Genomic DNA, 13,295 nt, shown 5'->3' with positions numbered 1-13,295 from the left:
AGAGACCGCGGTATTCCATTGGTGACGGTTTCTTCTCGACGTAGCGTCATGGTCGACAGCGATCGATCAACCGCAAGGTAGTCGCTCGGAGGAGGAGCTACGTGAAGCTGGCAAGGAAGTTGCTGACGTGGGCCATGGGCGCCACCATGGCCCTGGTAGTCGTGACGCCGTCGCCTGCGCAAGCCGCGTACTGGGACTGTCCGGCCAACGCCATGTGCATGTGGGAGCACAGCGGAGGTAACGGCCTGATGGTCTGGGTATCGGTCAACACCGGCAACCAGCCGGACCTACGGGCATGGAGCTTCGACGACAAGATCAGCTCGGTCCGGAACACTTCTGCCCGGGGCGTCTGCCTTTATCCCGACCTGAACTACGATGGCAACTGGTACATCTTCGTCCCGCCGTACAGCGGCGGTGGCAACGTCGATCCGCTTGCGAACGATCAGATCACTTCGTTTCGCTGGGCACCGTCGACCTCACCGCCCGTCTGCTGACGGGTAGTCGACGTAAGACACCGTACGGTAACGCGGCTGGTCGCCAGGGGTCTGCGGCCCCGACGACCAGCCGCGTCGTTATGGCTCCTGGGCGGCTCTGCCTGCGGCTGCTGCGAGTTCCCGCTGTTGGCTCAGCGTTGTCGCCGGTCAGTCCGCGTCGGCCAGCCCGATGGCGAAGGCCGATTCCAGATCGTGCTGCGAGTAGGCGCGAAAGGCGATGTGCGACTCGGTGCTGAGTACACCCGGAACCTTCGAGATCCGCCCGGCGATCACGTCGGCGATCTGGTCGAACTCCCGCACCCGGACGATCGCGATCAGGTCCACGTGCCCGGCCACCGAGTAGACCTCGCTCACCCCGTCGAGACCGGCGAGCGCCTCGGCCACCTCCGGGATCGAGTCCGTGGCGCAGTCGATCAACACGATGGCAGTGATCACGCAGGTCCTCCGTTTCTCACCGGCGTCCGCCGCCGATGTTACTCAAGCCGGGTGCTCAGCCGGCGGACACCGTCAGATCGCTGCCCACCCGGATCGCGTCGGTCAGCCGTTCCCCCGCATGCACCTGCGCGCCGGGCCACACCACCGAGCGGACCAGCGTCCCCCGTACCACCGCGCCGGCGCCGACGACGGAGCGGTCGACCGGGCCGGTCACCGTGGCCGACGGCTCGACGAGGCTGCGGCCACCCGCCGCGTGCAGATTGGCCGCGAGGTAGTCCGGTGGTGTCCCGGTGTCCAGGTAGGTACCCGGATAGTTGATCACCTGCAGTGCGCCGGCCGCCTCCGCCGGCCGCCACACGGTATGGACCAGCTCGCCGGGGGCGGCCGCTAGTTCGCTGACGTAGCGCCACGGCAGCAGCGAGAAGCCAGCGAACCGGTGCCCGTCGAAGCCGCCCCGTGCGGCCGGGTCGGTGAACCGCTTGCCCAGCAGCCGGACGGTCTCGCCGTCCCAACCGTCGAGCAGTGTCGCGATGTCCGGCCCAGGATCGAGATCTGGATGGGCGAGATAGCCGTCGACATTGCCGACCAGCACACCGCGACCGCCGATCCAGTCGCGTAGCCGGCCGACGCCACCGGCGGTGCCCAACGGGTCTCCTGGCTCCACGGAAAGCTGTGCCCGGTCTCCGACATGGGTCACCACCTGCCGGCCGAGGTAGCAGGCGTTGACCGCGACCGCCGCCGGCCCGGTGAAGCCGAGGGCACCGACTCGGGCGAGGGCCCGGTCCAGCAGCGGTACGTTCCCGACCGGGCAGAGCGCCTTCGGGACGAGACCGGTCAACGGCCGCAGCCGACGGCCCTCTCCGGCGGCGAGGACCACTGCGCAGATCCGGTCCGGTCCGACCACCGGTGCGCTCACCCCGGCTCCTGGCCCGCAGGCGGCTGCCCGGCCGCTGGCGGGCCGGTCTCCGCTGGTACGTCGCTCTCCGCTGGCACGACGAGCGGACCGATGCCGTAGTGCGCCAGCAGCCGGGCGGTCGCCGGGGTCAGCCGGGGCAGGTCGTCGAGCCGGTGCCAGGCGGCTTCGTACACCTCGGCCCCGTCGACCACCAGTTGGGTTCGTGACGCCGCCACAGCGGCTTCAAAGACCACGTCCACCCAACCCTTGGCGTGCACCACGGCGTTCGGCACCGCCGGGCGTAGCTGGTCCGGGGCCAGTTGGATGCCGGTCTCCTCGGCGAGCTCCCGAGCCGCACCGACCACCGGCGCCTCGCGGTGTCGCAGCAGACCGGCGGGCAGTGTCCAGCCCCGGCCGGGTGGCTGGCGCAGCAGCAGTAGTCGGGCGGGTGCCGACGGACCGACTTCGGCATCGGTCACCAGCGTCACGGCGCCGACGATGTACTTCTGCACGGCGAGCCGGACCAACCGCCTACGGACCGGGTGCGGCAACCGGTAGAACACGCCGTACAACAGGGCGCGTGCGGGGGATCGGCGGGTGATCATACTGATCAGGCTAGAGGTAGCCGGTCACCGGCGCCGGGTCAGGTCAGCCGGGCTGGTCGACCAGGGCGATGAGCTGGTCGACGACGGCCTCGGGCTCGATGGTCCGGTCCACCACCGCGACCAGCAGGGTCTCCATGTCCGGGTACTTGAGGTTCTCCGCGAGCTGGCGCAGTGGTTTGTCGTTGGACAACGCCCGGTCGTGTTTGCGCAGAATCAGGCTGACGGTGGCGCGGCCGAGGCGTACCTTGTCGCTGATGCTGATGCCCGGTTCGGAGTGTTCGGCGAACCAGCGGCTGATCTGCATCTGGGCCTGCGGCGACTTGACGAAACCCAGCCACTCCTTTCGTGGCCCGGCTGACGTCGGCGCCGTCCCGGTCGGCTGGTCGTCGCTCTCGGTGAAGATCTCGACCACGTCGCCGTCGGCCAACTCGGAGGCCAGCGGTGCCAGTCGGCCGTTGATCCGGACGGCGAGACAGTGCGCGCCTTTGCGTGGATCCAGCTCGTACGCGAGGTCGACCGGCGTCGACCCGGCCGGCAGCACGATCGGCCGGCCGTCGGTGAAGACCTGGATCTGGGCGTCCACCAGGTCGCAGCGCAGCGAGTGGACGAACTGGTCGGCGTCGATGGTTTCCTGTGACCAGTCGATCGCCCTGCGTAGCCAGGCCAGCTCGTCGGCTCGGGCGGCGGCACGACTGCGGCCGGGCTTGGGGAAGTGGTACGGCGCGGCGATGCCGAACTCGGCAGAGCGGTGCATCGCGTCGGTCCGGATCAGCACCTCGAGTGGACGCTCGTCCGGGCCGATGACCGTGGTGTGCAGCGAGCGGTAAAGGTTGTTCTTCGGCGCCGCGATGAAGTCCTTGAACCTGCCCGGTACCGGTCGCCAGCGGCAGTGGATCGCGCCGAGCGCCGCGTAGCAGTCGGTGTCCGGCCCGGTGACCACGACCTCGATGCGGGGCAGGTCGAACGGTGCCCGGTGGCCCCCGGCGACGGTGTCCTTCCAGATCGAGTAGCGGTGCCGGGGCCGGGCTGCGACCCGGGCGGTGACCTTCTCCCGGCGTAGCGTCACCCGTGCCTGTCCGCAGACGGTGTCCAGGTACGTCGCCCAGCCCGGTCGGTTGGCCAGGTGTTCCTCGATCTGCTGGTAGGCCTCCGGCTCCAGGTGGAACAGGACGATGTCGTCGAGTTCCCGTTTGAGTTTCTGGATGCCGAGCCGGTCACAGAGCGGGACCAGCACGTCCAGGGTCGCCTTGGCGATCCGGGCCCGGGAGGCAGGGGAGCGCACGCCGAGGGTCCGCATGTTGTGCAGCCGGTCGGCGAGCTTGATGACCAGCACCCGGACATCCTTTGCCGCAGCGATGATCATCTTTCGGATGGTCTCGGCCTCGGCGGCCTTGCCGTAGAACGCCTTGTCGAACTTGGTCACCCCGTCGACCAGATGGGCGACCTCGTCGCCGAAGTCTGCGGCCAGTGTCGGCAGGTCGTACGTGGTGTCCTCGACGGTGTCGTGCAGCAGTGCGGCCACCAGGGTGGTGGTGTCCATGCCGAGCCCGGCGCAGATCTCCGCGACGGCCAACGGGTGGGTGATGTACGGCTCGCCGCTCTTGCGGTACTGGCCGGCGTGCATGCTGTCGGCGATCTGGTAGCCGCGGCGCAGCACCGCCGGGTCCGCCGACGGGTGGATCGACCGGTGGACCCGGATCAGCTCGGCGACCGGTTCCGGCGCGCCGGGTGACCAGGACAGCCAGGCCCGCAGGCGGGCGGACAGGGGTGTCGCGGTGGGCAGGAAACGTCCGATGGCGGCGCCGGGACCGGCGTCGACGTCCACGCGGAGACACCTCCTCACCCATCGCCCGGCCGGTCGACCGCCCGGACGCACGCCACGAATCGGGCGTTGGCTGACAGGACTGCACTTCTCTAACAGCCTAAGCGAGCGAGCGTAGTACGATCGGCTACTTGCGGGTGATCGATCGGTCGAGTCTTTGGTCCGCTTCGTCGGCGCCGGCCGTCGTCCGGGCGGCTTCCTCGGCCTTGACCAGCAGATGGTGGAATCGGCCGGCGCCGCGGACCGGCGAGGTCCAGTCCCCGCTCACCCTGACCAGTCGGGTCTGGTCCGGCTCCAACCAGGACAGGATCCGCTCGCTCTCGGCCGCGCTCGCCCGGGGCACCGGGCCGTGCCCGGCCGGCACTGTCTCGGCGGTGGCGCACAGCAACTCGATGGTGGCCCGAGGGTGCTGCCGTGGGGGCGACACGCCGGCGGCGGCGAGCCGACCGTGCCGGACGATCGCCAGCTCCCAGCCGCCGTGCCCGGCCCGTCGTGCCGCGACCAGCTCGGTGATGCGGGTCAGCGCGGTCAACCGCTGCATCCGGACGGTCGCCCGCAGGAACGCGGCCAGCCGGCCCCGGACCACCGCCGCCTCCTCGAACCGCTGCCCGGCGGCGAGCCGGTCGATCCGGGCGAGCAACGTGTCGACCAGTGGCTGCGGGTCGGTTTCGAGGGCCGTACGCAGCGGGGTGACGGCCAGTTCGGCGTACTGCAGCGGGTCGATCCGGTGCTCGCACGGTGCCGGACAACGACCCAGCTCGGCCAGCGCGCAGGCCGGGGTCCGGGTCCGGGTGGACAACCGGTGGGTGCACTGACGCAGTGGCAGCGCGTCGTGGATGCCGGCGGCGGCCAGCTCGGCCGCCCGGCGGGAGGCGAACGGCCCGAGCACGGTGGTGTCGGCCGGTGAGATCGCCCGGACCGCGGACAGCCGTGGGTAGACCTCGTCGGTGACCTTCAACCAGACCATCCGCTCCGGGAACTTCGACCTGCGGTTGTACGGGGGTGCGTGGGCGGCGATCAGCCGCAGCTCACGTACCTCGGCCTCCAGCCGGTGGGCGCATTCGACCGCATCGACCCGCACCGCGGCGGCCAGCATCTCGGACATCCGCGCCCGCCGTTCGGCGGCGGTGAAGTAGCTGCGTACCCGGGTCGCGACGTCGCCCGAGGTGCCGACGTACAGCGGCCGGTCGTCGGCCGCCCGGAAGATGTACACCCCGGGGGAGCGGGGCAACCCGTCGGCGAGGTGCCGCTTGCGTCGCTGGACGTCGCTGACCGCCCGGCTGAATTCGACCGCGTCGCCGATGCTCGTCACCTGGTGCCCGCCGAGCCGGGCGATCAGCCCGTGCAGCACGTCCACGGTCGCTTGGGCGTCGGCCAGTGCCCGGTGGGTGGGACGCCGAGGGGTGCGGAAGTAGCCGGCGAGGGTGCCGAGTTTGCGGTTGGGCACCTCGTCGCGGGTCAGCACCCGGCGGGCGAGGGCTGCGGTGTCCAACACCGTCGGCGCCGGCCAGGGATAGCCGTGCCGGGCGCACGCGGCCTTGAGGAACCCCACGTCGTACGGCGCGTTGTGCGCCACCAGCACCGCGCCGCCGAGAAATTCCAGCAGGCTGGGCAGCACCTGCTCGATCGGCGGCGCGGGAACGAGCATCGCCTCGGTGATGCCGGTGAGCACGGTGATGAACGGCGGCACCGGCCGGCCCGGGTTGACCAGCGTGGCGAAGACGCCGAGCTCCTCCCCGCCGCGCACCTTGACCGCGCCGATCTCGGTGATGCCGCCGCCGTCCGGCGCGCCGCCGGTGGTCTCCAGATCCAGCACGACGAAGGTGGTCTCCCGCAGCGACCGGTCCGCGCCGGTCGACAGCGACTGGCCCGGCCCGGCTGACAGCAGCGAGTCGATCGAGCCCTGGGTGTAGGCCGGTCGAGGTGCGGGGTCAGGCGGTGCCACGTCGCAGACGATAGGACTTGGGTACGACACAGCCGTCCCATGGGTACCATCGGTAACGATCCGATCGACTCTGCGAGATCATTCTTCCTGTCGGGCACGCGGCGGCCACCCGGTGGGAGACTGGGGTGCATGGCCGCACCGGATCCGACCGACGCTCGTCCCGAGGGGGCAGCGCCGACGACCGGCGCCCTGCCCCTGTCCGCCGACCAGCCGGCCGGTGGTCCACCCGCCGAGCCGGTGCTGCCGGAGCCGGTGCGGTCGCGCATCGTCGTGCTCGCCGCCGCCGCGCTGCCCGAGATCCCGACCGACGAGATGCCACCCCAGCTACGCAAGGTCGCCAAGTTCGCGCCGAACCGGCGGGCCCGCTACGGCGGCGCGGCGATCGCGGCAGCGCTCACCAACGATCCGTCGTTGCGGCAGCGGGTGGCTGCCCGCGCGCTGACCGAGGCCGGTGAGCTGGGCACGGCGGTCAGCGAAGGGGTCTCGCCCGCGGCGGCGGACCCGGTCGAGGTCGCCGCCCTGGCGTACCTGATGCGGCCGGCGGGCTGGCGTGAGCTGGTCGACGCCGCCGGTGCGGCGGTCCGGGCCGAGGCCGACCGGGCCGCCGTCGCCGAGCTGATCCGCGATGCCGAGGCCCGCGCCAACCGGGCCGAACATGACCGCACCGTCGCCCGGGTCGAGGTGGAGAAGCTCCGCGACGAGCTGGCCCGGGTTCGCGAGGAGCTGGGCCAGCTCCGCGAGGAGTCCCGGCAGCTGTCCCGCACGCTGCGCGAGGCGCAGGCGCAGCAACGGCGGGCCAACGAACTGCTCGCCACCGAACGCGGCCGCGCCGCGCGGGCCGCCGCCGACCACGACGCGGAGCTGCGGCGGCTGCGCGCCAAGCTCGCCGACGCGGAGCTGACCGCCGGCGCCGCCCGGCAGTCGGCGAAGGAGACCCGGGCGGTCGACGACGCCCGGCTGTGGCTGCTGCTGGAGACGATCGGGCAGGCGGCCCAGGGGCTGCGGCGGGAGCTTGCCCTGGACCCGGCCGACCGGTTGCCGGCCGACTACGTCGCCGACGCGTTCACCGACCGACCGGCGGCGGCGACGTCGACCCGGGCCCGCGACACCGACGACCCGGCCCGGCTGGACGACCTGCTCGCCCTACCCCGGGCGCACCTCGTCGTCGACGGCTACAACGTGACCAAGCGGGGCTTCGGTGAGATGCCGCTGGAGCAGCAACGCAAGCGGTTGATCACCGGGCTCGGTGGGATCGCCGCGCAGACCGGGGACGAAGTGACCGTGGTCTTCGACGGCGCTGAGCGGATGCACGGGTTGCCGCCGGCCCCACGCGGCGTACGGGTGCTGTTCTCCCGCAAAGGGGAGACGGCCGATGAACTCATCCGTCGGCTGGTCCGGGCCGAACCGTCCGGCCGGGTGATCGTGGTGGTCTCCTCCGACCGGGAGGTGGCCGACGGGGTCCGGCGGCACGGCGCGTACCCGATGGGCGCCGACTCGCTGCTGCGTCGACTGGCTCGGTCCTGAGCCGACACCCGGTCGCGCGGAACTGTCGTACCTGATGCTTATCGTCGATGTCACTGGCGGTGGCCGGTCGGCGCTGCTGCGTCGTACGGGGGCCGGTCACCGCCGGCCACTGTCCGATCGCACCGTCACGTGAGGAGACGACCATGCTGATCGACTGTGACACCTGCGCCGTCGAGCGCGGCCCGAGTTGCCGGGGTTGCCTGGTCAGTGCCCTGATCGACAGCCCGGACGCGGTGACCAACCTGGACGCCGGCGAGCGGTACGCGATCGAGGTGTTCGCGCGCGCCGGGTTCGACGTCGAGGTGCTCGGCGGGGCGACGGCCGCGCCGCGTGGCCGCCGGCAGCGCCGGCCCCGGTCCCGAAGACAGGTCGCCTGAGCGATCGACCGGTCCACCTGACAGGATCCGGTCTGTCGCCCGAGTGCGGCCCGGGACCGCGCCGGCACACCTAGGATGGTCGGGCGACCGGCCGGCGGAAGGAGCCCGATGACGCCTCGCGCATGGGCGCTGGTCACCTTCACCGTCCTGGTGGTGGCGGTCGTCGTCGCGGCGGCAGTGCTGGTGCCGTGGCAGCGGCCGCCGGTGCCCCGCGCCGACCAGCTCGCCGCCCTGCGTGAGCTGCCCGTCGACCAGGTCGAGCGGGGGCGGGCCCTGCGGGCGGCGTTGCGCCCGGGTCGCTACGGCGCGATGCTGGCCGGCCTGCTCGTGGCGCTGCTGCTCGGGTTCACCCCGGTCGGTGCCCGGCTGGTGGAGGTCGCCGGCCGGCCGTTCGGCGGCCACTGGGCCGCCCAGGCGTTGCTCGGCGGGCTGCTCGTGGTGTTCCTGGCTGACCTGCTGACCCTGCCGTTCGCCGCCTGGCGGCACCGGATCCTGACCGAGCACGGGCTGGCCACCCAGGGCTGGGCCGGCTGGGGGCTGGACCTGGTCCGGTCGTACGCGGTCGGCGCGGTCATCGCGACGGTGGCCCTGCTCGGCTTCTACACCGTCGTCCGGCTTGCCCCCCGCTGGTGGTGGGCGCTGGCCGCGGCCGGTGCGGCCGCCCTGGTGGTGCTGCTGTCGTTCGTTCTTCCGGTGCTGGTCGAGCCGGTGTTCAACAAGTTCACCCCGATGCCGGACGGTCCGGTGCGCACGCAGCTGCTGGAGCTGGCCGAGCGCGACGGCGTCCCGGTGCGGGACGTGCTGGTCGCCGACGCTTCCCGGCGTACCCGCGCGGTCAACGCCTACGTGTCCGGGTTCGGCCCCACCCGGCGGATCGTCGTCTACGACAACCTGCTGCTCGAGGCGCCTCCGGCGGAGCTGGCCGCCGTGGTCGCCCACGAGCTGGGCCACGCCCGCGCACGGGACGTGCTGACCGGCACCGGGTTGGGCGCGCTCGGCGCCGCCGCGACCGTCGTCGGCCTGTACCTGCTCGGCAGCTGGCGGCCGGTGCTGCGGGCGGCCGGCGTCGCCGACATCGCCGAGCCGCGGGCGATTGCCCTGCTGCTGGCCGTGGTCACGCTGGTCGGCCTGGTGGCGACACCGGCGCAGGCGCTGGTGTCGCGTCGGATCGAGGCCCGCGCCGACGCGTACGCGCTGGCGCTGCACGGTGACCCGGCGGCGTACGCGGCGGTGCACCGCCGGCTGTCCGCGATCAATCTCGCCGATCCGGACCCGCCCCGCTGGGAGTACCTCTACTCCGCCACGCACCCGTCGACCGTGGAACGAATCGCGGCGGCCCGCAGGTACGCCGACCGGGCGGGCCGATGAACCGCACCCTGCTGGTCACCAACGACTTTCCGCCGCGGCCCGGCGGCATCCAGTCGTTCGTGCACAATCTGGCGCTGCGGCAGCCCGCGCAGACGATCGTGGTCTACGCGTCGAGCTACGACGGTGCCGAGCGGTTCGACGCCGACCAGCCGTTCGAGGTGGTCCGTAACCCGACCGGCATGCTGCTGCCCACGCCGGCGGTGGCCCGGCAGACCGCCGCCCTGGCGCGGGTCCGGGACTGCGACACCGTCTGGTTCGGGGCGGCCGCGCCGCTCGGCCTGCTTGCCGACGGCCTGCGCCGGCGGGTCGGGATCAGCCGGACGGTGGCCCTGACCCATGGGCACGAGGTGGGGTGGGCCGCGCTGCCCGGCGCGAGGTCGATGCTGCGTCGGATCGCCCGCGCCACCGACGTGGTGACCTACCTGGGGGAGTACACCCGGGTCCGGCTGGACCGCGCGATCGGCGGGCTGACCGAGCTGCGTCGGCTCGCCCCAGGTGTGGATACTGATGCCTACCATCCGGGCGTCGACGGCGGCGAGGTGCGCCGCCGGCACCGGTTGTCGGACCGGCCGGTGGTGGTCTGCGTGTCCCGGCTGGTGCCGCGCAAGGGCCAGGACACGTTGATCCGTGCCTGGCCGCTGGTACGGCGTCGGGTGCCGGGCGCCGCGTTGCTGATCGTCGGCGGCGGCCCGGACCGCAGCCGGTTGCAACGACTCGCCCGGCGCGCCGGGGTGGCCGACGAGGTCACCTTCACCGGGGCGGTGCCCTGGGCGGAGCTGCCGGCGCACTACGCCGCCGGGGACGTGTACGCGATGCCCTGCCGCACCCGTCGCGGCGGGCTCGACGTGGAAGGCCTGGGCATCGTCTACCTGGAAGGATCGGCAACCGGGCTGCCGGTGGTGGCCGGGGATTCCGGTGGCGCGCCGGATGCGGTCCGCGACGGCGAGACCGGGTACGTCGTGAACGGTCGAGACCCGAGCCAGCTGGCTGACCGGCTGGCGGGCCTGCTGGCCGACCGGGAGCTGGCTCGGCGGATGGGGGCGGCCGGTCGGGCCTGGGTGGAGCGTGAGTGGCGGTGGGACACCCAGGCGCAGCGGATGGCGTCGCTGCTGGCCGGCTGAGCGGCCTGACCCCCGGCGGCGTCGCCTGGCCCTGCGGTGGGCGGCCGCTTGCGGCGTCAACCGAGTCGTTCGGTGATCCCGTCGGCTGGTCCGGGCCGGCCGAAATGCCAGCCCTGGGCGGCGTCGCAGCCGATCGCCCGGAGCCGCTCGGCCTGCCCGGCGGTCTCCACTCCCTCGGCGGTGACCGTCAGCCGTAGCGTGTGGGCCAGCGTCACCAGGGTGAGCAGGATGCTCTCGTCGGTGCGGTCGGTGCCCGCCGGGGCACGGAGCCCTTCGACGAACTTCCCGGCCAGCTTGAGCTCCTGCACCGGCAGCGAGCGGAGGTAGGACAGATTGGAGTAGCCCGTCCCGAAGTCGTCGATGGCGATTCGTACGCCCAGATCGGCCAGCTCTCGCAGGGTGCGGACCGGTCCGTCGGCGGTGCTCATCAGGGCGCTTTCGGTGATCTCCAGCTGCAGCCGGTCGGCTGGTAGCCGGGTGTCGGCGAGCACCTCGGTCACGTACCGCACCAGACCGGGGTCGTTGACCTGCCGGACAGCCAGGTTGACACTGACGAACGGGGCGTTCGCGCTGCGGTCCAGCCAGCGCCGGGCCTCCCGGCAGGCTTCCGCCAGCACCCACGATCCGAGCCGGACGATCAACCCGGAGTCCTCGGCGAGGGAGATGAACCGGTCCGGCCCGAGTACCCCCATCGCCGGGTGCCGCCAGCGGACCAGCGCCTCGACGCCGAGCAGTGCGCCGCCGGCGAGCGCGACCAGCGGCTGGTAGTCCAGGTAGAACTCGCCCCGGTCGAGAGCGGCGGGCATCGCCGCGGACAGCGCGTACCGGGCCAACTGGTGGTCGTTGCGCACCGGATCGAACAGCGCCCACCGGCCCTTGCCCGCCGATTTCGCCCAGTGCAGAGTGACGTCGGCGGCCCGCATCACCTCGCTCGGGGTGGTGCCTGCGACCAGGCGTTCCACGATGCCGATGCTGGCGGTCACGGTCAGTTCGTGGCCGTCGACAACGACCGGTTCGCCGATCGCGGCGAGCGCGGCCTCGGCGACCTTGAGCACGTCGTCGGTGCAGGTGGTGTCGGCGACCAGGATGACGAACTCGTCGCCACCGATGCGGGCCACCAGGTGTTCGCCGACGCCCCGGCGTAGCCGATCGGCGACGGAGACCAGCAGCAGGTCCCCGATGTGGTGGCCGAGGGTGTCGTTGACGATCTTGAAACCGTCGAGGTCGACGAAGCAGACGCCGAGTCGGCGTCCGTCCCCGCCGGTACGCCCGGTCGTGCTGAACACGTCGTCCAGCCGCTGGGTGAACAGGCTCCGGTTGGGCAGATCGGTGAGCGGGTCGTGGGTGGCCCGGTGCCGGTACCGGGCCTCGCTCTCGCGTAGCGCGATCTCGGCCTGCTCCCGGGCGACCAACGCCGCGCGGCGGATGGTCTCCTGCTCGTCCAGGGTGCGGTCGCGCAGCGCCCGGGTGTAGCCGGTGGCGATACCGCCGAGCAGTCGCGCCATCCGGTCCGGCATGTCCGGGTCGTCGATGTTGAGGTCCCGCAGTAGTCGCAGGTCGAGTACCTCGATGGTGCGGCCGAGCCCTTCCGCCGAGGCGATGTGCGCGGCGACCAGGTCCGACCCGACCTGGTAGCCGACCCGAATGGTGAACGGCTCGGCGCGCAGCGCTGTGACGAGCCGTACGGTCAGGTCGCCGAGAAACGCCTCCAACTGCTCCTGGGTCATCGGCAGGTAGCTGGTCCCGGTTACCGCCTTGGCCCAGGCCCGGGCGACGGCGGCGACGCCCGGTGGCCGGCCACCGGGCGGATCGGCGGCCGGCTCAGCCACCGAGTCGGCCTACCCCGCCGATGAAGACGGCACGCTCGGCGTCCTCGGCCGCCTCGGGCGACTCGGGGCGCCACTGCGGCACCCAGACCACGCCCGGCGGTAGCAGGTCGAACCCGTCGAAGAAGCCGGTCAGCGCGGCCCGGGACCGGATGTTGAGCGGGTTGTCGGTGCGCCGGTAGATCTGGTCCGCCTCGCGGCGTTCCTCGTCGCTGCGGCCGTCGTCGCTGGCCTGGGACAGGACCAGATGGCTGCCGGGCGCGAGCGCGGCGCGCAGCTTGGCCAGGATCCCTGCTGGATCGTCGGAGTCCGGAACGAAATGCAGGACCGCGACGATCAGCACCGCGACCGGCTGGTCGAAGTCGAGTAGCTTGCGCACCTGAGGATCGTGCAGGATCCGTTCCGGGTTGCGCAGGTCCTCCTGCAGGATCGTGGTCCGGTCGTTGCCGGCGAGGATCTCCCGGCTGTGTGCGACGGCGACCGGATCTACGTCCACGTAGGCGACCTTCGATTCCGGTGCCAGCCGTTGGGCGATCTCGTGCACGTTGCCCACAGTGGGGATCCCGGAGCCGATGTCAAGGAACTGCCGGATTCCCGACTCGACGAGGAATTGCACGACGCGGCGCATGAAGGCCCGGTTCGCCTGGGCCATCAACGGGGCATCGGGAACGGCCGTGATCATCGCCTGGGCGGCGGCCCGATCGGCGGCGAAGTTGTGTGAGCCGCCGAGGTAATAGTCGTACATCCGGGCGACGCTCGGCCGCTCGACGTCGATGCTCTCCGGTGCCCAGTGCGGCCGATCCATTTTCGCCCCTTTTGTCCCTGTCTGGCCGTTTGCTGGCTGGCTGCTGGCGCTAGCCATTGTGCCCGCTGCGTGCCCGGG

The 13,295-nt window shown here is 72.0% G+C and carries 12 protein-coding genes; 5 read left to right on the top strand and 7 right to left on the bottom strand.

Going from position 1 to position 13,295, the window contains the following annotated elements; genetic code table 11:
* Positions 1 to 101 precede the first annotated feature (101 nt).
* Entirely contained in the window at positions 102 to 494 is a 393-nt protein-coding gene (locus O7621_RS25445) for a peptidase inhibitor family I36 protein (protein WP_282231571.1), read from the top strand.
* A 147-nt stretch (positions 495 to 641) separates the two neighbouring features.
* On the opposite strand, the gene O7621_RS25440 is transcribed toward O7621_RS25445, so the two are convergent.
* The 5 genes from O7621_RS25440 to O7621_RS25420 form a co-directional block, all read right to left on the bottom strand.
* Positions 642 to 929 carry an Lrp/AsnC ligand binding domain-containing protein gene (locus tag O7621_RS25440; RefSeq protein ID WP_282231570.1) on the bottom strand — a complete coding sequence of 96 codons (288 nt, stop codon included), beginning with the start codon at positions 927 to 929 and terminating at the stop codon, positions 642 to 644.
* A 55-nt stretch (positions 930 to 984) separates the two neighbouring features.
* Positions 985 to 1,845: a sugar phosphate nucleotidyltransferase gene (locus O7621_RS25435; protein ID WP_282231569.1), complete on the bottom strand. Its 861-nt coding sequence runs from the start codon at positions 1,843 to 1,845 to the stop codon at positions 985 to 987.
* Positions 1,842 to 2,429 (bottom strand): NUDIX domain-containing protein, encoded by a 588-nt coding sequence (locus O7621_RS25430; RefSeq protein WP_282231568.1) that lies wholly within the window; start codon positions 2,427 to 2,429, stop codon positions 1,842 to 1,844. The genes O7621_RS25435 and O7621_RS25430 overlap by 4 nt, the downstream gene beginning before the upstream one ends.
* 43 nt (positions 2,430 to 2,472) lie before the next feature.
* Positions 2,473 to 4,254: an HD domain-containing protein gene (locus O7621_RS25425; protein ID WP_282231567.1), complete on the bottom strand. Its 1,782-nt coding sequence runs from the start codon at positions 4,252 to 4,254 to the stop codon at positions 2,473 to 2,475.
* Positions 4,255 to 4,378: 124 nt separating this feature from the next.
* Positions 4,379 to 6,139 (bottom strand): DEDD exonuclease domain-containing protein, encoded by a 1,761-nt coding sequence (locus tag O7621_RS25420; RefSeq protein WP_348775332.1) that lies wholly within the window; start codon positions 6,137 to 6,139, stop codon positions 4,379 to 4,381.
* A 186-nt stretch (positions 6,140 to 6,325) separates the two neighbouring features.
* Here O7621_RS25420 and O7621_RS25415 point away from each other — a divergent pair, with 186 nt between their 5' ends.
* From O7621_RS25415 to O7621_RS25400, 4 genes are all read left to right on the top strand, one after another.
* Positions 6,326 to 7,720 (top strand): NYN domain-containing protein, encoded by a 1,395-nt coding sequence (locus O7621_RS25415; RefSeq protein WP_282231566.1) that lies wholly within the window; start codon positions 6,326 to 6,328, stop codon positions 7,718 to 7,720.
* 143 nt (positions 7,721 to 7,863) lie between these two features.
* Positions 7,864 to 8,097, top strand: a complete 234-nt coding sequence (locus O7621_RS25410; RefSeq protein ID WP_282231565.1) for a hypothetical protein — start codon at positions 7,864 to 7,866, stop codon at positions 8,095 to 8,097.
* Between the two features lie 108 nt (positions 8,098 to 8,205).
* Entirely contained in the window at positions 8,206 to 9,465 is a 1,260-nt protein-coding gene (locus O7621_RS25405; RefSeq protein ID WP_282231564.1) for a M48 family metallopeptidase, read from the top strand.
* On the top strand, positions 9,462 to 10,586 hold the full coding sequence (locus O7621_RS25400; protein ID WP_282231563.1) for a glycosyltransferase family 4 protein: 1,125 nt from the start codon (positions 9,462 to 9,464) through the stop codon (positions 10,584 to 10,586). Before O7621_RS25405 ends, O7621_RS25400 begins: the two co-directional genes overlap by 4 nt.
* Positions 10,587 to 10,642: 56 nt before the next feature.
* On the opposite strand, the gene O7621_RS25395 is transcribed toward O7621_RS25400, so the two are convergent.
* On the bottom strand, positions 10,643 to 12,313 hold the full coding sequence (locus tag O7621_RS25395) for an EAL domain-containing protein (RefSeq protein WP_282234727.1): 1,671 nt from the start codon (positions 12,311 to 12,313) through the stop codon (positions 10,643 to 10,645).
* A gap of 94 nt (positions 12,314 to 12,407) precedes the next feature.
* A complete protein-coding gene (locus O7621_RS25390; protein ID WP_282231562.1) occupies positions 12,408 to 13,217 on the bottom strand; it encodes an SAM-dependent methyltransferase in 810 nt (269 codons plus the stop codon).
* Positions 13,218 to 13,295 lie beyond the last annotated feature (78 nt).

Source organism: Solwaraspora sp. WMMD937, from assembly GCF_029581175.1.
In the GTDB taxonomy this organism is placed as follows: domain Bacteria; phylum Actinomycetota; class Actinomycetes; order Mycobacteriales; family Micromonosporaceae; genus Micromonospora_E.
Note: the sequence above shows the minus strand (reverse complement) of the source record. Positions and strands in the feature narration are given on the sequence as shown.

What these genes read in the sequence shown, in the direction of transcription:
- O7621_RS25415 (WP_282231566.1), top strand. Translation starts at nt 6,326, where the DNA reads ATGGCCGCACCGGATCCGACCGACGCTCGTCCCGAGGGGGCAGCGCCG.
- O7621_RS25405 (WP_282231564.1), top strand. Translation starts at nt 8,206, where the DNA reads ATGACGCCTCGCGCATGGGCGCTGGTCACCTTCACCGTCCTGGTGGTG.
- O7621_RS25430 (WP_282231568.1), bottom strand. Translation starts at nt 2,429, where the DNA reads ATGATCACCCGCCGATCCCCCGCACGCGCCCTGTTGTACGGCGTGTTC.
- O7621_RS25410 (WP_282231565.1), top strand. Translation starts at nt 7,864, where the DNA reads ATGCTGATCGACTGTGACACCTGCGCCGTCGAGCGCGGCCCGAGTTGC.
- O7621_RS25400 (WP_282231563.1), top strand. Translation starts at nt 9,462, where the DNA reads ATGAACCGCACCCTGCTGGTCACCAACGACTTTCCGCCGCGGCCCGGC.
- O7621_RS25395 (WP_282234727.1), bottom strand. Translation starts at nt 12,313, where the DNA reads ATGACCCAGGAGCAGTTGGAGGCGTTTCTCGGCGACCTGACCGTACGG.
- O7621_RS25390 (WP_282231562.1), bottom strand. Translation starts at nt 13,217, where the DNA reads ATGGATCGGCCGCACTGGGCACCGGAGAGCATCGACGTCGAGCGGCCG.